Raw genomic sequence first — 22,218 nt, forward strand, 5'->3', positions numbered from 1 at the left:
GCGAAAGCGCGCAGCCAACAAAGCTGTGGTTTTAATTGCTCAGTGCGCAGCGCCTAATTCAGGTGTTCACTATGCAGCCAATTAATCAGCTCAACAGCAGGCATCGGCTTGGCGAATAAATAACCCTGAATCAGATAACACTGACGGCTACTGAAAAAGGCCAATTGTTGTTCGGTTTCTACCCCTTCGGCAACACAGCTCATGCCTAAGCTGCCTGCCATAGATAAAATTGCTTCGATTATGGTCTCATCGTCCGGGTCTATGCCAATATCTTTGACAAAACTGCGGTCAATTTTAATGGCGTCTATCGGCAGTTCTTTTAAGTATTTCAGCGACGAATAGCCGGTACCAAAGTCGTCCAGAGCCAATTGTATGCCGAGCTGGTTCAGCGCCAGCATAGTGGTAATGGCTTTTTCGTGATCCCGCATCAAAGCGCTTTCTGTCACTTCAAACCGCAGACAGGAGGGCGGCAACTGATATTTGTTCAGCAGCTTTTCGGTATGCTCTGCCAACGACAGCTGCTCTAAATGACTGGTGGATAAATTTACCGACAAATACAAATCTAAGCCAGCCTGACGCCATTGCTGTAAATCCACCAAAGCCCGTTCCAGCAAAGATAAGGTCATGGGAATGATCAGACGCAAATCTTCTGCCATAGGGATAAATTCGGTGGGCGGGATCAGCGTGTTTTTATGGCTCCAGCGCATCAGCACTTCAACCCCTATCACCGACTGACTACGACAATCGACTATGGGTTGATAGTAGTTAATAAATTCGCCATCTTTAAAGGCCTGACGCAACTGAGTTTCTTTCGCCAGTTGCATATGAGCTTTTTCATTCATTTCGGCAATAAAAAACTGGAAGTTGTTGCGGCCTAAATCTTTGGCATGGTACATGGCCACGTCCGCATGCTTCAGTAGTGCATTGGCATCGAGTGCATCGTCCGGGTAAACTGCTATACCAATACTAGGCGAGACGCTGACCGTATGAGTGCCCAGCTGCATAGGTTCACCAATGGATTGCAACATTTTGCGCGCCACATGGCTGATGTTGTCATCGTTTTTATAGCTTTCCAGCAGTACCACAAATTCATCGCCACCCAGCCGCGCTATGGTATCGGTTTCTCTTAAGGTGGCGCGCAAACGTCGGGCGACTTCCTGCAATAATTGATCACCGACATCATGGCCTAAAGAATCGTTCACTTGTTTAAATTTATCTAAATCGATAAAACACAGGGCCAGAGTTTTTTTCGCGCGTTTGGCTTGCTCAATACCATGTTGAATTCTGTCCATCAGCAAAGTGCGGTTAGGTAAGCCTGTCAGTGAGTCATAGCTGGCTAAATAACGTAACTCTTCTTCCGCCACTTTTTGTGCTGTGATGTCGGTAAACACCAGCACAAAAAACTCAACTTTATCTGCATCACCAATAGCGCTGATATTAATCAGGGTAGGGCGTTCTTTGCCATCCGGTGTATGCACCAGCTCTTCGCCTTGCCAGTGCTGATTCACAGTTAAACCTCGTAATAATGAGGTATAAAAACGACGGCGTTGCAAACTGATGCCTAAATGATGAGTTTTAGGGCTGACCAGATATTCGTCGACTGAGCCAAACACATCCGCAAAAGACTGGTTCGCTGCAATCACACGCTGATTTGCATCTAAAATCACTACCCAATCCCGGGTTTGCTGGAAAGCTTCGCCAAATAACCGGGCTTTTTCCTGGTTGGCTCTGGTTTCAGTGATGTTGCTAAAGGTGCCTATCACCCGTTCAGGTTGGCCTTTGTCATCCACTTCTGCCACTTTACCTATATCGCGGAACCACAGCCATTTGCCGTTTTTATGCTGCATTCTGTAAGTGTGGTCAAAGGTTTTGTCCGGCGTTTGCATCAGTTTTTGCCAGGCTTGCTGGTAAGCGTCTTTATCTTCCGGATGCACTAACGACAAATGCTGCGTCATCGCCAGCGGATTTAAAGCTTCCTGATACCCCAGCATGCTGTGAATACGGGAGGCAAACATAATATTTTTACGGGCATGCCACTCCCAGGCTCCGCTGTCTATCGAGTCCAACGCTTGTTTTAAGCGCTGTTCACTGGTGGTTACTTTGGTATGAGCTACTTTGAGCATGCGTTGCTGTTTTTGGCGGGTTCTAAGGTAAAACAGCATGATGACGAGGCTGACAGATGCATAAAGCATATAAGCCCAATGACTGAGCCATGGTGCAGCTTGGACCTGAAGTTGTAAGGTGGCCACTTCACTTTCAAGACCAGTGACTGGAGAGACGGCCACTACATTAAACTGGTAATCTCCCGGAGTAAGCTGTGGAAACATCACCGAACTGGAGCTTTGTTCCGGAAACACCAGACGCTGTGGGCCGTCCAGCCAATAACGGTAACGCATTTTTGCGCTGTCGCGGAAATTCAGGCTGGAATAACTGATCGTTAAACCCTGGCTGTCATAAGGTAAAGTAAAATGCTGACCTGATAAGTCAGTCAGCGGGCTTTTAATCGGAGATGACAGCAAATCCAGCTGAGTAATGACAATGCGGGGTTTACGTCTGGACTCTGTCAGAGCGACAGGTGACAGTAAATTTACACCCCGGATAGAGCCAAAGGCCATTTCGCCGTTGCTTAAACTTTCGCTGCTTTGGCTAATAAACTCATTACTGGTTAAACCATCTTTTTTGCTGAATTGTTCGATATGCAGAGTATCGACATTTAACGAAGAGACTCCATGCAGGCTGGAAAACCAGATATGCCCCAACTGATCGCTGCTGACGGCATAAACCACATTGGTATTGAGTTTATTCTGGCTATGAAAATGATGTTTCAGTTGCATAGTCTTGGCATCAAACGCCAGTAAACCTATATCTGAGGCGCTAAACCAGAGTGTATTATTTTTATCCAATGCCATCTTATCAGCAAAACGCATACTAAAAGCAGGGCTTACTTCCGCCTGATACAGTAGCTTTAACTCTGCTGTTTTTTCATTAAACAACCAGAGTTTTTCGTAAGCCGATAGCACCAGCCAGTCGGGCTGATCAGGCCATTTTCCTAAAATAACCCGTACATTAATAGCGGAGAGTTTTTGTTTTAACTCCGCAATCTCATCCACCTGACCTGAGTTAGGATGATAACGATAAATACTCTGGTTGGTCAGTAAATAAAAGGGCTGTTGTTGATTGAGCCAACTGCCTGGTCTGGCAGCTTTCAGCACGGCTTGCTGGTTTGGGTCAAGCAGAGCTGGAGCTTGTAATTCTTTGTTCTGAACAGAGAAAAAACTTAAACCATTAGAGGAAATAAACCATAAATCTCCCTTGGTATTCATCGACAGATTCATAATAGTACTGGTGTGCCAGACCGCTTTTGGATCAGGGTTGACCAGAAAGTTTTGTACCTGCCGAGTGTCAAGATTTAATAAATTTAAGCCATTGCGGGTGCCAAGCCATAGTTCATCTGTATTTTTTTCAACAATAGAAATTATTTTGTCATTACTTAAGGCATCAGGACCCATTTGACTGAAATTACGAATGGCTTTGCTCCGTGGATGCCAGTAATAAGCGCCATCAAAACGACTGCCTAGCCAGTAACCGCCTTGATCATCTTCTTGCAAAGCCACCACATTATCGTCGGATAAGTTAAAGTTACTTTGGCTGAATTTCAGCACCTGTTCTGTGTCGCCTGACTCAGGCGAGTAACGCAATAAGCCACGTTCTGTTCCGATGAACAGATGATCGGACTGGATTTCAATTTGCCAGACATTAGGGCCTGCAATCAGTTCTTTACTGACAGGGAGTTGTCCTGTTTGCAGGAACTGCGTGATCTGCTCTAACTCCAGTTGATACAATCCTTCTACTGTACCAATCAGCAGTAGGTTTTTATTCAGTTGTAAGGCTTTGACATGACGCTGATAGTCGGAGCTCTGTCCCTGTGGTAAGTGCGGAACCAGACTCAGTGTCTTGGTACTTTTGTCGTACAGCACTAAACCATGGCTGGTACCCAATAAAATCCAGTCTTTGGTGTTGAGCAGAGTACGGATAACAGCATCGGGCAAATTAATATCTGCTAACTTGGCTAAAAGCGTTACTTGGCTGGTGTCGGTTTGATAGTTGTAAAGCTCAGTCCTGCTACTGAGCAACAGGTCGTCGTTGTCTGCGTGAGTTAAATTGATAAAACGGTTTTCCAGTGTCATAGCGCCTGGTAAAGAGCCATGCAAATACAACTGCGCTTTGGCTGGGTCAAAAGCATACAAACCTGAGCGCGGTGCCAAAGCCCATAAACGTTGTTTTTTATCCAGTAGCAGTTGGGTAAAAGCCAGACTTTGTAATTGCGCCGAGTCAGCGCCTATCAGTAAGTTTTTGTAGCCATCAAAGCGGTTTAAACCAGCGTCTGTTGCTATCCATAAAAAGCCCTGACGATCGAGTAATAAGTCGTTGACAGAGCCTTGCGATAAGTTTTGATCCGGAGTCAGAGGCTGCAATAGCGTTTCAGCCAAAACAGATTGGCAGCAGCAAACAAGCAGCAACAAGCCGCAAAGATAGCGCAGTGTGGCTAAAACAGGCAAAACTATTCCTCAGTAGGTCGGATTATTATTGTTATCTGCTGGTAGAAGGTCTAGAAAATACAGTGAATGGCGTCACAAAGTCCAGCAGAGTTCCAAAGAATTTTACAAAAACTGGCGGGATGTTAATAAAGTAGCCAAAGTATTTGTAACAGACTGAAAATAAATACAATAAAGGCTGAGTACAACTGAAATTGTCTGTTGAGTCTGAGTGCATTAAGCACATCTCTGACTTCAGGTAATTGAGTTGGACCCAAACGCTGGCGCTGGTTTTTTTGTTGCTGGTAGATCACAGGGCCGGCCAGATTAATCCGCAAGGCCGCGGCTAAAGCTCCAAGGATCAGCAAATGAGGCAGGCAAAGTCGTAATGACAAGGCCTGACGCCATTGCCTGAAAGCTGCTGTGATATCCGTTAAAAAAGCCAGTAGCAAAGCGGTGAGCAGGCTGGCAGGAAAGCTGGCCCATTGAGTTAATAACGAGGCAGGTCTACCGAAATACCGAAAGTTGTTTTGTTTGTCGTTCCACTCTTGGTTGCACAGCAGCAATAAGCGATAAGCCACGGCAGCTAATCCTCCTCCTACTAAAAACCAGAAACTCACCCCAACCCATTGTTTGGCGGTGCGAAGCCAGAGCATCTCAATAGTGGCTTTGCATAAGCCAGTGCCGCTTAAACTTTGAGTCTGACGCAGAACCAAAGGTTGTAATAAGTCTTTGGCTCTGCTGTGTTGTTTTTGGCTGATAGCCAGCGCCGTTTTATGGCTTTGTTGGCGGTAATAGACAAAATCCAGACAAAAATACAGCAATAAGCCATCCAATACCAAAGGCCAGTCGGACAGCCAGTATAAAGGTGCCAGCAAAGCAAGAGTGGGTAACATCACCAGAGCTAAAGCTAAACTGCCGGAGATCAACTGCTGGCTAGTGGCTCTGTGCGGGTCCGGATGAACTTTGACCGCTAACTGTTTGGCAAAAATGCGGAAAAAGGTTAAAGGCTGGTAATCCTGCGGCAATAACACCAGGCTGCCAAGTAACCAAATACTTAGCAGCACTAGTGGATAGACTGAGATATCTTCCAGCCAATAGGGCATTTAGCTCAGCTGCACCGTTTTCAGGTTTTTCAGAAGTTCCAGCACCATAGCCGAACTGTTTTTTGAAGCGATTTCTAAATAAGCTTCAAAAGAGGTTGGCGATTCTTTACCGGCTATATCACTTAAACTGCGGATCACCACAAAAGGAGTCTTGAGCTGATAACATGCCTGAGCTATAGCCGCGCCTTCCATTTCTACCGCCAGCATAGTGGGGAATTGTGCACGGGTTTGAGCAATACGCTCAGGCTGGCACATAAACACATCGCCCGTGGTGATTAAACCTTTTTTAGTTTTGCAAAAACCTAAGGTATTGATGCTTTGCTCTGCTGCACTGATTAAAGCCGGATGAGCGGTAAAGCCTGCTGGCATACGTGGTACCTGGCCAATTTCGTAACCAAAAGCTGTTACATCGACATCGTGATGGCGCACTTCAGAAGAAATAACCACATCACCTACATTCAACTCTGGGTCAAAACCACCGGCTGAACCTGTGTTGATGACACAGTCCGGTTTGAACTGGCTAATTAATAAGGTGGTTGCTACAGCAGAAGCCACTTTGCCTATACCAGATTGGACTAACACCACATCGGTATCGGCCAGACGGCCTTGGTAAAACTCGTAATCCGCCAGTTTGACCGTGGTCATATCGCTTAATTGAGCTTTTAAAATTGCAATTTCCGGCTCCATAGCGCCGATAATACCCACAAGTTGCATCTGCCGATCCTCAAGATAAGAAAGGGCAGATGATAACATTGAGCGCTTGCGGCTGTTAAGACTTATGAATAGCTATGGTTTTGGCCTGCTGATTATTGGTCAGTTTTCCGGCCTGATAGTCGCGGATCGCCTGCTCAATTTCTTCTGGCTTATTCATCACAAAAGGACCGTATTGCACCACGGGTTCTTTAATAGGTTTAGCTGAGAGCAGAATAAAACGAGCTTTGTCTTTGGCTGAAACTGTAACACTGTCGCCATCGCTCAGTACTGCGCCGTGATGATTCGCTACTTTTAAACCTTCAACAAACACCTCGCCTTCAAAAGGATACACATAAGCGTTATGACCGGCGGTGACAGGTAAGGTCAGACTTTGGCCAGCTTCTAACTGAACGTCCAGATACAGAGGTTCAGTGGATAGGCCGAAAATAGGACCTCTTACTCTATCGCCATTCACCACTGTTTCTCCAGCTATCACTTTGACAAAACTTTGTGCTGTTAAATGCACAAGCGGAATATCTGCGGCCGGAATATCCACATAGGCTGCTTCTTTCATTTTCTCTGCGGCTGGTAAATTAATCCACAGTTGAAAACCACGCATCAGGCCAGATTCCTGTTGCGGCATTTCAGAGTGAATAATGCCTCGGCCCGCTGTCATCCACTGCACTCCACCACTGGTTAAATGGCCTTTATTACCAAGGTGATCTTCGTGCAACATATGGCCGTCCAGCATATAAGTGACGGTTTCAAAACCACGATGCGGGTGGGCAGGGAAACCGGCAATATAGTCGTCGGCTTTGTCGGAGCCAAAAGCGTCCAGCATTAAAAAAGGATCCAGCCGCACGCCCTGACTTTGGCCCAGGCTACGTTTAATTTTTACGCCAGCACCGTCAGAGGCCTGCATAGCGGGGATCAATTGTTTTAAAGTACGGGCTGTCATCTTTATTTCACCTAATAGGAGTTGCTTGATAATCCTATTAAAACAGCTCTTTTATCGAAGCAATAGCGGATTGTTTTGCTGGTAATGTTCAAAAAAATTGAATGATTTCCCGTCGTCCTTGAAGCTGCAGCTTTGTTGGCTGTGCGGGCGACCATAAAGATCGCCCCTACGGATTAATGGGCTTCCAGCTGAAACAAGCCCAAGGCTAAAGCCGTATTTTGTTCATGTTTGAGTAGCCAGTCTTTGCGCTCTAATCCGCCGGCATAACCTGTTAAAGTGCCATTGGCACCTATGACTCTGTGGCAGGGCACAATAATAGTCAGAGGGTTTCGGCCATTGGCCGCTCCTACGGCCCTTACTGCTTTTGGGTTATTCAGCTCATGGGCTATATGGCTGTAGCTGCGAAGCTGTGCGAAAGGGATTTTACTCAGTTGCTGCCAGACGGCTTGTTGAAATTCAGTGCCTTGAGCTGCCAGAGGTAAATCAAATTGCTGCAGGTTGCCAGCAAAATAAGCATCAAATTGAGCTTTGCAGTCTTGTAGCAGTGTGTCATTGCTGTGATCCGGTACTTCGCTTAAATCCCTGAACAAGACTGACTCTACACCTTTGGGATTGGCCGTAACCACCAAAGGCCCCAATGGAGTAGCAAATTGCAGTTGTTTCATTCGGTTGTCTCCTTTAAAGCTGGGCGGGATAAACTAAACCAGAGCTGAAAAGTGGCGTAACTGCGCCAGGGGGCCAGCTGCTCCGGTGTGATATCGCCATGACGTTTTAAGGCTTTTTGTACGCCTAGATCTCCGCCTAACCAAATGTCCGGATCGGCAAGCCCCCGCATTTTGCTATAGGCCACAGTCCAGGGTCCAATGCCTTTGAGTTTCAGCCAGTCATCCGGTGTGCTTTCTGGCTCTGCGATCACTGTCGCCGCCAACTGTTTTAAGGTGTCGCGTCTGGCTTGCGGCACTTTAAGCATCAGTAATTCATTTTGGCTGATGGCTTGTGGCGTCGGAAACAGCTTTTTCTGTGGCTCATCCGGCAAAGGCTGTGCTAATTCAGCAAGTAAACGATTGAGCTGAGTGCGGGCGCCTTGCACACTGACTTGTTGGCCTAAAATAGCCCTTACGGCCGCTTCAAACGGGCTCCATAAACCCGGTAGCCGTAAACCTGATTCCAGAGCATCACCAAACACTGGTGCAAGTTGCTGCTCTATCTGCGGCATATTGGCATCTAAATCAGCCAGTTGGCGAATACGTTGCAGTACAGAGGTGAGCTCTTGCTGGCTGGGCCAATGCAGTTTTAACAACATCGCCCCTTCTTTAAGCGGGCTTAATTCAAACCAGCCATGCACAACACCCTCCAAAGTTGGCCAGCTAAAGGTTCTGCCGTAAGCATCACCCTTAACCCATTCCATGCCGTCCAGCGTACGCTGGCGCCAGAAATCCAGCTGGGCTTGCCAGTTCAGTGGTGGTCGATAACTCAGTTGTAATTCAATCACAGAGGAGTGTCCTGTTGTTTTTTTACGCCGGATTTGGCTCGGGCTTAATAACAATTGTTGTTTAAAGGCGTCGTTAAAACGCCGGATACTATGAAAACCACATAAAGCGGCAATCTGATGCACAGGCAAACTGCTTTGATGGAGTAACTGTTTTGCCAGCAACACTTGCTGGTACAGGGCATATTGTTTAGGTGCTACGCCTAAATGTTGCTGAAACAGCTTACGTAAATAACGCTCACTTATACCAAGACGCGATGCTAAAGCGGCCTGATCGCCATGCACTAAAGCACCTTCTGCGATGAGCTTTAAAGCACGTCTGACACTGGTTTCGACACCAAGCCAGGCGGGAGATTGCGGCGCACTGTCGGGTCTGCAACGTAAGCAAGGCCGGTAACCGGCAGAGGCAGCCGCTGCGGCACAGGAAAAGTAGGTCACCTGATGTTCAGCCGGAGACTTAGCCGGGCAAATAGTGCGGCAATAAATCCCTGTACTTTTTACCGCAATAAAAAACAGGCCATCAAAACGACTGTCGCGCGATAACCGGGCTTGTTGGCAGATCAGCGGATCCAGCATGCTACGGACTCTTTTGCAGAAAACTAAACAGAGTGTACCTTGAGTACAAGAAAAAATCTGGCCGGATCCGGTACTGAAAAAACGCATTTTTATAGTGGTTCGCCGAGTCTCAACAGCAGTTTGATCTCAGACGACTATAGTTAAAGCAAAGTGAAGCGAACCCCTAACGCCAGTTCGATCAGACATTAATGTGAAGGAATGCTGTATGGAACACCACCTTAATGCCCAACAAGCCATAGGCGCTGAGGAAGACCGCTTGTTGTTTGCTGTTGATGCGCAAGTCACAGAAAAGCAGCAAGCGTGCTGGACTGTACTTATTGTCGATGATGAACCTGAAATCCATCAAATTACCTTATTGGCACTGCGCGATTTTAGCTTTCTGCAGCACAAACTGAAGTTTATCAGCGCTTATAGTGCGGCCGAAGCAAGGCACATTCTTCAGCACAACAAAGAGATAGCGCTGATTTTATTGGATGTGGTGATGGAAACGGATGACGCAGGTTTAGTGCTGGTGCGTTATATCCGTGAGCAGCTGCAAAACCAGCTGGTACGAATTATTTTACGCACTGGCCAGCCAGGGCAAGCACCTGAGCATCGTATTGTGCTGGACTATGACATCAACGACTACCGAGCTAAAACCGAGCTGACAGTGCAGCGCCTGACGACCAGTGTGGTGTCGGCATTACGATCTTATATCGCTATCAGGCAACTGGCTGATCTGAATGAACATCTGGAGCAACAAATACAAACCAGAACAGAGCAGCTGCAAAGCAGCAATCAGCAATTGCAGCATTCATTGGCTGAGCTCGAAGCGGGTGAAAAAGCCGGTAAACAACTGCAGTTTAAAATGCTACCGCCTGCCATTTTTAACTATGCCGAGTATCAATTTAGCCATGTGTTATATCCGTCAGAATTTATGAGTGGCGACTTTGTTGACTACTTTTGTGTGGATGAGCATAAAGTGGTGTTTTATATCGCCGATGTCTCAGGCCATGGCGTGGCTTCGGCTTTTGTTACTGTGTACCTGAAACGTTTTATCAGCGCCATGCTGGAGCGTTATCAGCGCGACAGCTCAGCTTCAGTGCTGGATCCGGCCGCTGTATTAACACAACTGAATCAAGAGCTGCTGAAAGACAAAATCGGCAAATACATAGCGCTGTTTTATGCGGTGCTGGATACACAAACAGCTGAATTGACCTATGCCAATGCCGGAGCCTTTCCCTGGCCTTTGCTGCTGCAACAACAGGAGCAACAACAGCAGCATTATCTGGAATTGAAAAGTACCCCTGTGGGCATGTTTGACTTTGCCAGTTACCACAATCAGCACTTAGTCCTGCAGCAAAACAGCAGCCTGGTTTTATGTTCCGATGGCATTTTAGACTTGCTGCCGCAGCAAAATACGGAGCAAAAACTGCAGCATTTATTACAACAAAGTTACCAGCACAAGGACATAGCCGATTTATTACAGGCTTTGGCGATAGACCCAGAGCAGCAGTTGCCGGACGACTTAACAATACTGAAATTAACCCGGCAACAGAGCACCTGAGTGAGGACTGTATGACTGATCAAATCCTGTTCGCCTGCGTTGACCAGTGCTGTTTTTTCAAATTATCCGGTGAGCTGCGTTACACCAATGCCAGTGGTATGGATGATCTGGTGGAACGGCTGTTTTCTGCAAAAATTCAATGCACTGAATTGGTGGTGGATTTAAACCAGGCTAGTTTTATCGACAGCACTTATATTGGCCTATTGGCGGCTTTAGCGCGTTATGCCCAGCAGCATCAGTTAGCAAAACCCGTGTTGTTTTGCACTGTACCGGCCATCAATGAGCTACTGCTTAGTCTTTGTTTTGATCAAGCTTTTGACCTGGTGCAGCAGTCTACTGATCCTGATATTGACCTTACCAGCGTTCAGGCTATGCCTTACAGCGATCAACAAAAAGGCCAAATGATACTGCGTGCTCATGAAGCCTTGATTGCACTGAATGAACAAAACAAAACTCAGTTTCAGTCTGTGGTGGACTTATTAAAACAACAGCTTAGTTAGCCCCTGCAGCAGGCCTGCTTCTGGCTATACTCAAAGCGCTTTTTTCAGCAAAAACCAACATCAAGGAGAACATTATGACCGAGGTTCAGGCTATTCCATCCGGTTTTGGCGCTGTATTGCCTTATCTGGTGATCAAAAATGCGGCAGCCGCATTCGATTTTTATCAAAAGGCCTTTGGCGCTGAAACCACATTACGGATGAATATGCCATCCGGCGCTGTGATGCATGCGGAAATGCGCATTGGCAGTGCGACTTTTATGTTTAGCGAACAAAGTGATGATTGGGGTACTAAAAGCCCGGATATGCTGGGCGCGAGTCCTGTCACTTTAATGATTTATGTACCTGACGTGGATGCTTTTGTTGAGCGTGCCGCAGCCGCTGGAGCCACTGTCACTATGCCGGTCTCGGATCAATTCTGGGGTGATCGCAGCGGTTGTCTGCAAGACCCTTTTGGTCACAACTGGATGATTTCGACTCATATTGAAGATGTGTCGGAAGAGGAGATGGCAAAACGTGCCGCGCAGATGTTTGGCTAGCTCTCTGTTTGCAGCGGCAGAGAAAAGACTTGTGTAAAGTCCCTCGTAGGTTGTACTCGCCGCGAGGCGGCAGTACAACAGCTAAACTTCTTCTGTGCACCAGCTCACACCTTCAAATCAATCTGCTGTAATAAGCCGACATCTTTATCTTCAGTGATAAAAATGGAGCTGCGCTCCAGCCGGCCTCGTACTTCGTCTTTGTGGCGCAAGCTAAAAGGTGTTGCGATAGAATCGACACTCAATGCCGCCACGCCCATTTCTTTTAAGCTATATAAGCCTTTATCTTCAGGGCGCCATAACCATAAACTTTGCCAGATAGGGTCTTGTTGATCGATCAGGCCGTTTTGGTCTTTATCATAAGCAGCCAGTTCAGCAAAACCCTGACCTGTGGTTGGACCAAATAATTCTTTACCTGAATCGACAGCGCCGTTGTTATTACTGTCTTTGGCGAGATAATACTGACCTTGTGCAAGTTGCTGAATACGCTTGGCATTTTCGCTCAGATTAAAGGCTGAGCTTTGTCCGCTCAGTTCCACAGGATGGCCGTTAAAACTCATCACTAAAGGGTCTTTCATTGGCTGTTCTGTGCGTTGGCTGTAGCTGAATTCTTCGTAGCTCATGGCAAATTGCATCGACCAGCTAAAGCTGCCGCCATCCTCTAAAGTCACTGAGCCGGAAAAATCGGCACTAATGGCTTCATAGCGGTAGGACCATTCGCGAATAGTGACGCCAGTGGCATTTTGGTTTTGTGCGTGCTCCGCTAAAGTGCTGTTATCAGCCCCTTTTAAAGCACGGTTTAACTCAGCCGGGTCGACCCAACCTTGCAACTCTTCGCCTGTTAGTTGCTCTAATAAAAGCTTGATGGTGCGAATCGAATACACGGCGTTAAATAAACCTTGGTCACTATCACTGTCACTCTCAGTCGCTGGATCGGCGGATGCTGCAGGCATAGTTTCAGCAGAAGCGCTAGTAGCCGAAGGTAACAGAGAAGTCTGAGTTAAACTTCTGTTATCCTTTGTTACAGTTGAGTTGTCGTTTCGCTCTGGACTCTGGCTGCGGCCAGCATAAAATAGCTGCTGACTAGTGGATGTCTGTTGTTGCTTGATGCTGAGGATTTGCATGTGTAGCTCCCTCTCTTACTTGGGCTTGACGACTGTATCGGCAGTGTTGTTTAAAATTTAACCAGGATCGCTATTATGTTAGAAAATTTTTTCCGTCAGTTGACGACAGATCCAGACAGCATCAGCTTTTCGCAAAGCATAGACTTGATAGAAAGCTTATATGACTTTACTGAAACTGCGTTTCGTAATGGAGATAAACAGAATGCGGCGGGGGAAAATAACGGCTCCTGCAAGATTTTTGCTTTTGCTTTACTACACCGTTTGTCAGAGCCTCAAACTTTGCAGATGTTTGGTGATTATTACCGCAAAGATGTGCTGGCAAGCCCTACAGGCACCGACCACCTTAATATCAGGCAGTTTATGCAGTATGGCTGGGATGGTATTGAATTTGCCAGTCAGGCGTTAAGCCCAAAATCGGTTTAAACAGATTTTACTTGTGGCAGTTTGCAGATGCGATTCATAGTGGCTTGAATTTTTTGCGGCGTAAAAGGTTTGGCCATAAAACCGCTTGCTCCACCTTCGACACTACGTTTCACATTTTCCACTGTGCTGTGTGCTGACATAATCACCACATGGCACTTCGGGTCCAAGGCTTTGATGTGGGTTAACAGCTCGTGGCCATTACTATCCGGCAGTTCAATATCTAAGAAAATTACGTCTGGTTGCTCAGTGCTGATCGCTATCAATGCCTGTTGGCCTGTGCTGGCTTCCGCCACTTTTTCGGCACCCATAATGCGTAAGTTTTGATTTAAGAAATAACGAACTGAGCTGACGTCATCAACGATCAGAATAGAGGATTGCTCCAGAGTCATGCACAACATCCTTGCTTGAGGCATTTAACTTTGGTTGAGCATGCAGCGATCCAGAGAAAAGCGCAATAAATAAACGATATTATTGCAATAAAGCGGGATTAAGAACGAAACTGGCTTGGTAGCAAGCCTGTCCAGCGTTTAAATGCGCGGCGGAAGTTATGTTCGTCGGAATAACCCAGCCGGTTGGCCAGTGTTTTATTTGACATACCTTGCACTAACAAAGCCTGTTGCGCCGCACAAGCTTTAACCTGATCCTGTAGCTGTTGGTAGCTGGTGTGTTGTAGCGCCAATAGACGTTTTAAGCTGCTCAAACTTAAACCCCAATGCCGTGCTGCGTCTTCCTGCGATGGCGATTGGCGTAATACAGTAAAAAGCCATTGTTCCAGTTGTTCAGTAAACGCAGCTTTTTCTGGTATCGACTGCTGCAAGTACAGGCACCAGTTCTGTTGTTGTTGCCAAAGAACAGGGTTGGCGTCAGCAAAAGGATGCTTTAGCAGTGCAAGGGGCAAGGACAAACAATTTTGCAAACAAAGTTCTGGTGTCAGTTGCCATTGATGCTGGTATAACCAACTGGTTTCATAATCCATACCCGTTGCACTGATACTTAGCCTTGATGTATCACCCAGCTGTTGTTTCACTAAACCCAGTAAGTAGTGAAGCATCAGTTGTTCTATAAAAGCCTGTTGTTTTCCCAGATCAAAAGAGGGTCGTAGCACTAAGCGTAACTGCCCCTGCACTCGTTGCAAACGTATATAAACCAGAGGCAACAGTTGTGAGCGGTAGCGGTAAAAGCTCAGTAACGCTTGCTGTAAATTGGCACTGTGTCTGAGCATCAGCAGCAAAGGTGAATGGCTGTGATGTAACCAGCTTTGGGCTGTTAAATACGCCAGCTCAGGCCCAGGCAAGGCTTTTTGGCAATTACTGACCAGTTGCAGATACTGCGCAGGGCTGATTTTAGTGGTGGCTTTGCGTAAATCTTGTTCAAATAACTTAGTGCCTTTGAGCAGGGAGTCTAAGGCAAAACCTCGACGCTGACACAATAAAATCATATCCAAAGCTGCAGTGCTGAGCAGCATGGCTTTGTCATCAAAGGCCAGCAAGGCTTTACTCACACTAAGCTCCACAGGGTTTTCTGCTGTTTCTGCCTTTGTAATTGTTGCCAGAGCTGGGATAGCAACCTTTGGGGTTGAGTGACGTGCTGCATGGCTGTGATTTCAGTGATGGTCCAGTGCAGTTGAGTTGGTAAATAGGTCGTGAGTTCTCTGCTGGCATTTTGCAACAGACTCTGCGCTATCGCCTGATTGCTTTGTGGCATCAGAATGACAAATTTATCGCCGCTGTAACGACAGACTAAATCACCGGATCTGAATTGCAGCAGCGTCAGTTCGCTGAGCTGTTGCAGCAATAAATCGGCAGCCGCCATGCCTTGTTCCCTGTTAAAACGTGAGAATTGGCTGATATCCACTAAGGCCAGACAAAAAGGCTGCTGGTGCTGTTGTTGTAGCTCCAGTTCACGTTTCAGTACAGCCAATAAATACTCTGGTTTATACAGTTTGGTTAATGGGTCAAGTAATTGATAATGGCGTAAATGCAGCTCGCGGCTGGCTAATTGCCTGTTAATAAAAGCTTGTTCTTTATGCCAGCCAATCAGGCCTAAAGTTAAGATCAGCATGCCAACAGGAGCCGGAATAGACTCAAGCCAGCTTAGTAGTCTGTGGCTATCCGGGTACTGGAAAAACTCGTCGAGTAAGTTCAGCTGGTAGGACAGTACCAACAATAAAGAACCGACATAAAGACCATTGGTAACCGGACCTGCCGGTCTGCTGTACAGCACTAATAATAACCAGGCAAGAACGACAGCCAGACTGCTGCCTTCGCCTAAAATATCCATCCAGTCGATGTCGGCCGCTGTTTTTAACTCGCCATAATTCACTGCCAGCAAAATACAAAGCAAAAAAAGTAGCGCTGTCAGCCAGAGTTTGGCCGGGTGCTGTGAGCTAAATCCCATCTCGACTCCTGCTTATGAAAGCATGGAAAAATAAACTCAGTTTGACCTTTGGATATGACAATGCCATGACAGAAATAAACGCAGCAGAGCTAAGCAGACCCCGGGTCAACTTAGCTCAGGCATAGCAGCTTTGACACGCTGAGTTGTCATAAAAACGCCGCAGAATAAATTCCAATCACTATAAACATTTTCAGGAATTGGGGTTCTTCTTATGCAAACGAACACAGTGTTTCGTCGCGCTTTATTGGCCAGCAGTATCAGTTTGATCTGCGCTTCAGTGATGTCGGCACAGGCCGCTGAATTAACAGGCCGGGTGGTGGATAGCCGTCAGGTATTATTGTCTGGTGTGCAGGTCAGTATTCCGGCATTAAAAATCAGTAAAGTGACAGGCCATGATGGTCGTTTTGTGTTTTCTAATTTGCCAGAAGGTCAGTACCAACTGCAATTTAGTTATGCCGGTGTGCCGCAGCAAAAATCAGACGTTAACCTGAGTTCAGATCAGGCGCTGGGTGATATCACGCTGGCAAAAGTGGAATCCGGCATTGAAAAACTGGAAGTACAAGGTCAGCTAGCTTCAGCAGGGAAGGCCTTAAGTCAGCAACGTTTTGCCAGCGGTATTGTCAGTGTGGCAACGACAGACGAACTGGGTCAGTTCCCGGATAAAAACGTCAGTGAATCCTTAGCCCGTTTAGCAGGTTTGTCTGTAGAGCCGGATCAGGGCGAAGGCCGTTTTATCCGCGTGCGTGGTTTAGCGCCGGATTATAATACTGTGACCTACAACGGCACTCAGCTGGCTGCGCCAGAATCAGGCCGCCGTGCCGTGGCTTTGGATGTGATCCCCTCAGATTTATTGTCCTCGGTTGAAGTCACCAAAACCATAGCACCAGAGCAAGCTGCTGGTTCTTTAGGTGGCACTGTCGATATCAAAAGTATCTCCGCTTTTGACCGCAGCTCGGATTTTTATACCTTTAGCGCTGAAGGTAGTTACAACCAGCAACAAAGCGAAACCAGCCCAAAAGTATCAGGTTTATACAGTAGCATTTTTGATGTAGCTGGTGATAAAGATGCTTTAGGTGTAGCACTTTCCGCAAGCTATGCCGATCGTAAATTTGGCTCAGACAACGTCGAGACTGGAGGTAACTGGGACATTGAAGAACAAGCTTTAGCTGAGTTTGAGCAGCGCCAGTATCAAATCAGTCGTAAACGTATGGGCTTAGCACTGAATTTAGATTATCGCCCTGAAGGCGATACCGACTACTACCTGCGGACTTTGTACAGCAAGTTTACCGACGATGAAGTGCGTCAGAGTTTACTGACTGAATTTGCAGAGCCAGTGCAAGCAGGCGCAGATTCCGCAGGTGAGCTGGTGCGCGGTATTAAAGCCCGTGAAGAAACTCAAACCATCAGCGCTCTGGTGCTGGGTATGCAACAGCAGTTAGCAGACTGGCAGTGGAAAGCCGAGGTTGGAGCCAGCAAAGCCGATGAAAAAACACCTTTTAGTCTGGCTGATGGTCAGTTTAAGCAAGAGTTTGACGAAGGTTTAAGTTTTAGCGGCACAGACAAGCTGCAGTTACTGGCGCCTGAATCTGCTTACAGTGCCGAAGACTACGAGCTGGATGAAGTCGAAGTCGCTGACACTTTCACTGAAGAAAAAGAGAAAAACGCCAAGTTTGATCTAAGCCGCGAATTGCTCCAAAGCTGGGGCGCGCTGGAAGTCAAAGCTGGTGTGAAATGGAGTGACAGAAGCAAAGTTGCAGATGAAAGCCTGTGGCTGTTTGAAGATTTAGAAGACGCTGGCCTGAGTAAATTAACCCTGGCTGATTACCCTATGGGCAATGCAGATTATGGTTTAGGGCGGTTTGGTCCTGCCATCAATCCCGGCTTGTTATTGTCGGAATTAAGCACCTTAGACAGAGATGATTATCTGGACCCGGTGGAATCACAAATTAATGATTTCAGGGTGGATGAAGAAATTAAAGCAGCTTATCTGCAAGGCAACTGGCAAGGCGAAAACTGGCAGGTCATTGCAGGCAGCCGTTTTGAGCATGACCAACGTGACGCTGTAGGTAGTAAATACGACGCCACAACAGAAGAATTCAGCCCACAATTGTACAGCGGCTCTGAATCACACTGGTTACCAGCAGTCATTAGCCGTTACAGTCTGTCGGATCAAACCCAGGTTCGAGCAGCCATTACCAGTTCTTTAGTGCGTCCAAGTTTTGCTCAACTGGCACCGGCTTTTGTGCTGGAAGAAGATGATGGTGATGTTGAAGCCAGCTTTGGTAACCCGGCACTTGAGGCCTTAACTTCAACCAACCTGGATTTAGGTGTGGAGTACTACCCGGATAAGTTAGGCGTCATGTCAGCCATGTTGTTCTACAAAGACATTAAAGACTTTATCTACGCCACAGACCTGGCAGGTCAGGGTGAATACGAAGACTTTAACCACGCCGAAACCTTTATCAATGGCGATGATGCCACTTTGTATGGTCTGGAGCTGAACTATGTGCAGCAACTGCAAGGGGTCAGCGAGTTTTGGGATCACTGGTTAGTCTCAGCCAATTTAACCTTAAGCCGCTCTGAAGCGCAAATCAGCTGGTTTGATGATGGCGAGCTGCTGACCCGTGATATTGATTTACCTAGTCAGTCGGATAAAACCGCCAATATGGCCATTGGTTATGAAGACAACAGCTGGAGTTTGCGTTTAGCGGCCAATTATAAGTCGGATTATCTGGTGGAAGTCAGCGAGTTTGACGACCCGGCTTATGACTTATTCAGCGACAGCCAGTTGCAATGGGATTTCAGCGCTAAGTGGAAAATCGACCCGGCCGTGCAGTTGTACTTTAATGCGGTGAACTTAACAGACGAGCCGTATTACAACTACACAGGCACACGCGCCTTTAATGCTCAGTACGAAGAATATGGCCGTACTTTTGCCGTCGGTATTCAGTTAACCAACTGGTAAGGATGGCGCATGAATAAGAAATCATATGAAAACCTGCGGGGGCCAGTTGCTGGCCTGCTGCTGGTGTTAAGCTTTGTGGCCAGTGCCAGTAATACTTCAGTACCTGAAGGAAAAAACCGGTATCTGGCGAGTAGCTTTGCCGATCGCATCGTGTTGTTACCTGCTACCGATGCTGCCAGCAGTCAGGCGGTCGGTTGGCGTAGCAGCATAGCGCAAAGCCAGCTGCAATGGGCTAAAGCTATTGATGGCCCTGCACTGGAGCTGGATGCAAAAACGCTGGATGTCAAAGGCACTTTAGTTAAGACCGACAATGGCTCAGCCTATTTTTATAAGGCCACTATGTCTGGTTTACAGAGCGATACCTTGTATGCCTACAGAGTCAAAGGCGAAGGCAACTGGAGTGAGTGGCTGCAATTTCGCACCGCCAAAGCAGAGTTTGAACCTTTTAGTCTGCTGTATTTTGGTGATGCGCAAAACAACTTAAAAGCGCATTTCTCGCGTTTGGTGCGCAGTGCTCAGCAGCACGTGCCGCAGGCTAAACTGATGCTCCATGCAGGTGATCTGGTCAATTCCCGTTACGGCATTTTAGATCACGAATGGGGTGAATGGTTTGACGCTATCGGCTGGGTGGGCGCTATGACGCCGCAGCTGATTGCCGCTGGTAACCATGAATACCTGAAAAGTGAGAATGCCAAAGGGGAGGAACGCAGGGAGCTGGCCGCACAATTTACCGCGCAGTTTCAGAGCCTGAGCAATGGCCCCGCCGCTTTGCAGGATACAGTGTTTTACCACGACTATCAGGGCGTGCGCTTTATTGTGCTGAATTCCACTGCAGCAGTGGAAGATGAAAGCCTGGCTAAAGTACAGGCCGGCTGGTTAAAGCAGGTGCTTTCGAACAATCCGAACCGCTGGACTATCGCCATCTATCATCATCCGATGTTTTCGGTGTCTTTAGGCCGGGATAACCCGAGATTACGTCAGTACTGGCAGCCTTTATTCGACCAGTACAAAGTCGATTTGGTGTTGCAGGGCCACGATCATGTCTATGGTCGCTATCAGCCTGAGAACAAAGGCCCGGTCTATATGGTGTCAGTGGCTGGTCCAAAAATGTATCTGGTGTCAAAACAGGCTCGTGCCCAAATGGCTCAGGTTGGCGAAGATACTCAGTTATTTCAGCAACTTGATATCAGCGAAAACCAGCTCAAAGTAAAAGCCATGACAGTGACAGGCCGCTTATACGACAGCTTCACGTTAAAGCGTCAAAGCGATGGTTCGAACCTGTTGCAGCAACAATTTAAAGCCAAAGTTGCCCATTGCAGCGCTAAAACCATTAATGACAACAAATGCTGGCAAGGCACAGAATTCAGCGCTGCAGAGAGCGCCCCGGAGAAAAAATGAAATACTCTTTAATCGCCACCTTAGTTTCAGCTGCCATGCTGATGGCCTGTCAGGCGCAAAGCCAACATAGCGCCGCAGTTGATTCGGCTGCTACTGTATATGCTGAATTAAATACCACAGCAGGGCAGTTTCAAAGCTCTGCTACTGCCTTAGTCTGGCAGGATGGCAAAGGTGCAGTGATCGAACAATGGCCTGGTGTATTTCGCCGTTTAAAAGCTTTGCCCCAAACCGATGGCTCTGTGTTACTGGCTGCTATTGAAACGGAAAGCAATCAGCTGCACTGGTGGCAACTGCAAGGTAAAACAGTACAGCGCTCTGGCAAGCAGTTGGTCAGCCAACTGGTGGTGGACGATGTATGCTGGTATCAAAGTGCAGAAAACAAACAACTTAGCCTGTTTTTAATAGGTGACAGAGGTGTGGGTGAGCAGTGGTTACTGGCGCAGGATTCCAAATTTTTAGCTGCGCCTTTATCTATCCGTACTCTAAACCTGCCCACAGATGCCACAGCTTGTGCTGTGGATCAGCAAAAAGGCACCTTGTATCTGGCGGAAGGCGCAACAGCGCTCTGGTCTTATAATGCCGAAGTAGAAGCCGATGAAGGCCGCCGCCTGATTGACGTGCAGGCACCATTAGGCAAATTAACAGCTGAAGTGAAAGCGCTGGAATTAACTGCCAACGGTACTTTATTAGCCTTACAGGAAGAACCTGCTTTGTTGCAAAGTTATCAAACCCAAGGTGATGATTTGGTGTGGCAACAGAGCAAAGCCATCCCCGCACTGGAATCCGCAGAGCAGTTAGGCCTGTCTGCCGGCATCTTGTCTGTGGTCAGTGAAGAGGGTCAGCATACACAATTAAAAGATGAAGCCTATCAGGCTCAAGCGGCTGTATTACCAGAGCGTGCCACTTTACCTATGCAGCAGTTAAGCCCAACCTTGGAAACCGTGGCCGTCAGCTACAGAGGGGATGCCATAGACGATCCTGCCGTCTGGCAGAATAAGAAAAATCCTGACAACAGCCGTATTTTAGCCACGGATAAAAGAGCCGGTGTGGCTGTTTACACTATGAAAGGTGAGCAGCTGCAGTTTTTACAGGTGGGCCGGGTCAACAATATTGACCTGCGTTATGGCCTGGAGTATCAGGGTAAAAAACAGGATATAGCGGCTGCGACCTTAAGAGCTGATAACTCGGTGCAGCTGTTTGCAATAGATGCAGAGGGGCAGGTGAACACAGCGCTGAAATTTGCTACACCTTTTAGCGATATTTATGGTTTGTGTTTGTATCAGTCCAAACGCAGCGGCCAGACTTATGTGTTTGCCAATGACAAAGATGGCACAGTATTGCAGTACCAGATTAGCTCCAGTGGCCAGCACTGGAGTGCCAAAGAAGTGCGGCGTTTAAAAGTGCCAAGTCAACCTGAAGGTTGTGTTGCTGATGATCAGAATGACCTGCTGTTTTTGGGCGAAGAAGATGTGGGGATTTGGCGTTTTTCCGCTGATGCCAAAGCGGATACCCAAGGCGAGCTGGTCATAAAAGCTGATGGCGATGTGCTGGTGGCTGATGTGGAAGGTTTAGCCCTGTTGCCTGGAAAAGCTGGAAAGCCATCCTATTTACTGGCATCCAGTCAAGGCAATGACAGTTATGTGTTGTTTCAAACTACAGCCCCTTATAAAGCCGTAGCCCGCTTTCGTATTCGTTTAAATGCAGAGCTGGGCATAGATGGCAGTTCAGAAACCGATGGTCTGGAGCTAACCACTTTGTCCTTGGGTAAAGGTTTTGAACAAGGTGCTGTGATAGTGCAGGATGGTCGTAATCGTATGCCGGAGCAGGGCCAGAATCTGAAGCTGGTGCCTTTAGAGCAGGTATTGGAATTACTGCCTGCTCATTGAGAACAGAATAGATAGCGCTCAACAAAAGGCCGGTGTTTGACTAAACACCGGCCTTTTCACACGTCCTGCCAAATTAAAATAAAAACAAA

17 protein-coding genes are annotated in these 22,218 nt (G+C 47.3%); 7 read left to right on the forward strand and 10 right to left on the reverse strand.

Annotation, left to right across the window (positions count from 1 at the left end; genetic code table 11):
* Nucleotides 1-53: 53 nt before the first annotated feature.
* From IEW88_RS16760 to IEW88_RS16785, 6 genes are all read right to left on the reverse strand, one after another.
* A complete protein-coding gene (locus tag IEW88_RS16760) occupies nt 54-4,490 on the reverse strand; it encodes an EAL domain-containing protein (RefSeq protein ID WP_229670578.1) in 4,437 nt (1,478 codons plus the stop codon).
* 191 nt (nt 4,491-4,681) lie between these two features.
* Nucleotides 4,682-5,641, reverse strand: coding sequence for a cobalamin biosynthesis protein CobD/CbiB (locus tag IEW88_RS16765; RefSeq protein WP_147905144.1), 960 nt, complete (start codon nt 5,639-5,641; stop codon nt 4,682-4,684).
* A complete protein-coding gene (gene mtnN, locus IEW88_RS16770; RefSeq protein ID WP_147905143.1) occupies nt 5,642-6,355 on the reverse strand; it encodes a 5'-methylthioadenosine/S-adenosylhomocysteine nucleosidase in 714 nt (237 codons plus the stop codon). It abuts the gene before it with no gap.
* Between the two features lie 55 nt (nt 6,356-6,410).
* Complete coding sequence (locus IEW88_RS16775; protein ID WP_147905142.1) at nt 6,411-7,292, reverse strand: pirin family protein; 882 nt, start codon at nt 7,290-7,292, stop codon at nt 6,411-6,413.
* 173 nt (nt 7,293-7,465) lie between these two features.
* Nucleotides 7,466-7,957 carry a methylated-DNA--[protein]-cysteine S-methyltransferase gene (locus IEW88_RS16780; RefSeq protein ID WP_147905141.1) on the reverse strand — a complete coding sequence of 164 codons (492 nt, stop codon included), beginning with the start codon at nt 7,955-7,957 and terminating at the stop codon, nt 7,466-7,468.
* Nucleotides 7,954-9,357 carry an AlkA N-terminal domain-containing protein gene (locus IEW88_RS16785; RefSeq protein WP_147905140.1) on the reverse strand — a complete coding sequence of 468 codons (1,404 nt, stop codon included), beginning with the start codon at nt 9,355-9,357 and terminating at the stop codon, nt 7,954-7,956. The genes IEW88_RS16780 and IEW88_RS16785 overlap by 4 nt, the downstream gene beginning before the upstream one ends.
* 205 nt (nt 9,358-9,562) lie before the next feature.
* On the opposite strand from IEW88_RS16785, the gene IEW88_RS16790 reads away from it, so the two are divergent.
* The 3 genes from IEW88_RS16790 (at nt 9,563) to IEW88_RS16800 (ending at nt 11,939) form a co-directional block, all read left to right on the forward strand.
* Entirely contained in the window at nt 9,563-10,903 is a 1,341-nt protein-coding gene (locus IEW88_RS16790) for a PP2C family protein-serine/threonine phosphatase (RefSeq protein WP_147905139.1), read from the forward strand.
* An 11-nt stretch (nt 10,904-10,914) separates the two neighbouring features.
* Nucleotides 10,915-11,403: an STAS domain-containing protein gene (locus tag IEW88_RS16795; protein ID WP_147905138.1), complete on the forward strand. Its 489-nt coding sequence runs from the start codon at nt 10,915-10,917 to the stop codon at nt 11,401-11,403.
* Nucleotides 11,404-11,477: 74 nt separating this feature from the next.
* Entirely contained in the window at nt 11,478-11,939 is a 462-nt protein-coding gene (locus tag IEW88_RS16800; RefSeq protein WP_053423203.1) for a VOC family protein, read from the forward strand.
* A 104-nt stretch (nt 11,940-12,043) separates the two neighbouring features.
* On the opposite strand, the gene IEW88_RS16805 is transcribed toward IEW88_RS16800, so the two are convergent.
* A complete protein-coding gene (locus IEW88_RS16805) occupies nt 12,044-13,060 on the reverse strand; it encodes an SPM autocatalytic domain-containing protein (RefSeq protein WP_147905137.1) in 1,017 nt (338 codons plus the stop codon).
* A gap of 75 nt (nt 13,061-13,135) precedes the next feature.
* Here IEW88_RS16805 and IEW88_RS16810 point away from each other — a divergent pair, with 75 nt between their 5' ends.
* Complete coding sequence (locus tag IEW88_RS16810) at nt 13,136-13,483, forward strand: HopJ type III effector protein (protein ID WP_053423201.1); 348 nt, start codon at nt 13,136-13,138, stop codon at nt 13,481-13,483.
* Here IEW88_RS16810 and IEW88_RS16815 read toward each other — a convergent pair.
* From IEW88_RS16815 to IEW88_RS16825, 3 genes are all read right to left on the reverse strand, one after another.
* Complete coding sequence (locus tag IEW88_RS16815) at nt 13,480-13,872, reverse strand: response regulator (RefSeq protein ID WP_053423200.1); 393 nt, start codon at nt 13,870-13,872, stop codon at nt 13,480-13,482. The genes IEW88_RS16810 and IEW88_RS16815 overlap by 4 nt on opposite strands.
* 98 nt (nt 13,873-13,970) lie before the next feature.
* On the reverse strand, nt 13,971-14,984 hold the full coding sequence (locus IEW88_RS16820) for an AraC family transcriptional regulator (RefSeq protein ID WP_147905136.1): 1,014 nt from the start codon (nt 14,982-14,984) through the stop codon (nt 13,971-13,973).
* The gene (locus IEW88_RS16825; RefSeq protein ID WP_147905135.1) at nt 14,981-15,880 is read right to left on the reverse strand and encodes a GGDEF domain-containing protein; all 900 of its coding nucleotides are present in this window, start codon (nt 15,878-15,880) and stop codon (nt 14,981-14,983) included. The genes IEW88_RS16820 and IEW88_RS16825 overlap by 4 nt, the downstream gene beginning before the upstream one ends.
* Nucleotides 15,881-16,091: 211 nt before the next feature.
* Here IEW88_RS16825 and IEW88_RS16830 point away from each other — a divergent pair, with 211 nt between their 5' ends.
* The 3 genes from IEW88_RS16830 to IEW88_RS16840 are packed head-to-tail and all read left to right on the forward strand — an operon-like array spanning nt 16,092 to nt 22,129.
* A complete protein-coding gene (locus IEW88_RS16830; RefSeq protein ID WP_147905134.1) occupies nt 16,092-18,845 on the forward strand; it encodes a TonB-dependent receptor in 2,754 nt (917 codons plus the stop codon).
* Between the two features lie 9 nt (nt 18,846-18,854).
* On the forward strand, nt 18,855-20,243 hold the full coding sequence (locus tag IEW88_RS16835) for a purple acid phosphatase family protein (protein ID WP_147905133.1): 1,389 nt from the start codon (nt 18,855-18,857) through the stop codon (nt 20,241-20,243).
* Nucleotides 20,240-22,129 carry a phytase gene (locus IEW88_RS16840; protein WP_147905132.1) on the forward strand — a complete coding sequence of 630 codons (1,890 nt, stop codon included), beginning with the start codon at nt 20,240-20,242 and terminating at the stop codon, nt 22,127-22,129. Before IEW88_RS16835 ends, IEW88_RS16840 begins: the two co-directional genes overlap by 4 nt.
* Nucleotides 22,130-22,218 lie beyond the last annotated feature (89 nt).

The organism is Rheinheimera tangshanensis (assembly GCF_014645135.1).
GTDB classification, from domain to species: Bacteria; Pseudomonadota; Gammaproteobacteria; order Enterobacterales; family Alteromonadaceae; genus Pararheinheimera; species Pararheinheimera tangshanensis.

Excerpts from the sequence above, each read along its gene's own strand:
- IEW88_RS16795 (WP_147905138.1), top strand. The coding sequence starts at position 10,915 with ATGACTGATCAAATCCTGTTCGCCTGCGTTGACCAGTGCTGTTTTTTC.
- IEW88_RS16835 (WP_147905133.1), top strand. The coding sequence starts at position 18,855 with ATGAATAAGAAATCATATGAAAACCTGCGGGGGCCAGTTGCTGGCCTG.
- IEW88_RS16780 (WP_147905141.1), bottom strand. The coding sequence starts at position 7,957 with ATGAAACAACTGCAATTTGCTACTCCATTGGGGCCTTTGGTGGTTACG.
- mtnN (WP_147905143.1), bottom strand. The coding sequence starts at position 6,355 with ATGCAACTTGTGGGTATTATCGGCGCTATGGAGCCGGAAATTGCAATT.
- IEW88_RS16775 (WP_147905142.1), bottom strand. The coding sequence starts at position 7,292 with ATGACAGCCCGTACTTTAAAACAATTGATCCCCGCTATGCAGGCCTCT.
- IEW88_RS16840 (WP_147905132.1), top strand. The coding sequence starts at position 20,240 with ATGAAATACTCTTTAATCGCCACCTTAGTTTCAGCTGCCATGCTGATG.
- IEW88_RS16765 (WP_147905144.1), bottom strand. The coding sequence starts at position 5,641 with ATGCCCTATTGGCTGGAAGATATCTCAGTCTATCCACTAGTGCTGCTA.
- IEW88_RS16800 (WP_053423203.1), top strand. The coding sequence starts at position 11,478 with ATGACCGAGGTTCAGGCTATTCCATCCGGTTTTGGCGCTGTATTGCCT.
- IEW88_RS16805 (WP_147905137.1), bottom strand. The coding sequence starts at position 13,060 with ATGCAAATCCTCAGCATCAAGCAACAACAGACATCCACTAGTCAGCAG.
- IEW88_RS16790 (WP_147905139.1), top strand. The coding sequence starts at position 9,563 with ATGGAACACCACCTTAATGCCCAACAAGCCATAGGCGCTGAGGAAGAC.
- IEW88_RS16785 (WP_147905140.1), bottom strand. The coding sequence starts at position 9,357 with ATGCTGGATCCGCTGATCTGCCAACAAGCCCGGTTATCGCGCGACAGT.
- IEW88_RS16830 (WP_147905134.1), top strand. The coding sequence starts at position 16,092 with ATGCAAACGAACACAGTGTTTCGTCGCGCTTTATTGGCCAGCAGTATC.
- IEW88_RS16825 (WP_147905135.1), bottom strand. The coding sequence starts at position 15,880 with ATGGGATTTAGCTCACAGCACCCGGCCAAACTCTGGCTGACAGCGCTA.
- IEW88_RS16810 (WP_053423201.1), top strand. The coding sequence starts at position 13,136 with ATGTTAGAAAATTTTTTCCGTCAGTTGACGACAGATCCAGACAGCATC.
- IEW88_RS16815 (WP_053423200.1), bottom strand. The coding sequence starts at position 13,872 with ATGACTCTGGAGCAATCCTCTATTCTGATCGTTGATGACGTCAGCTCA.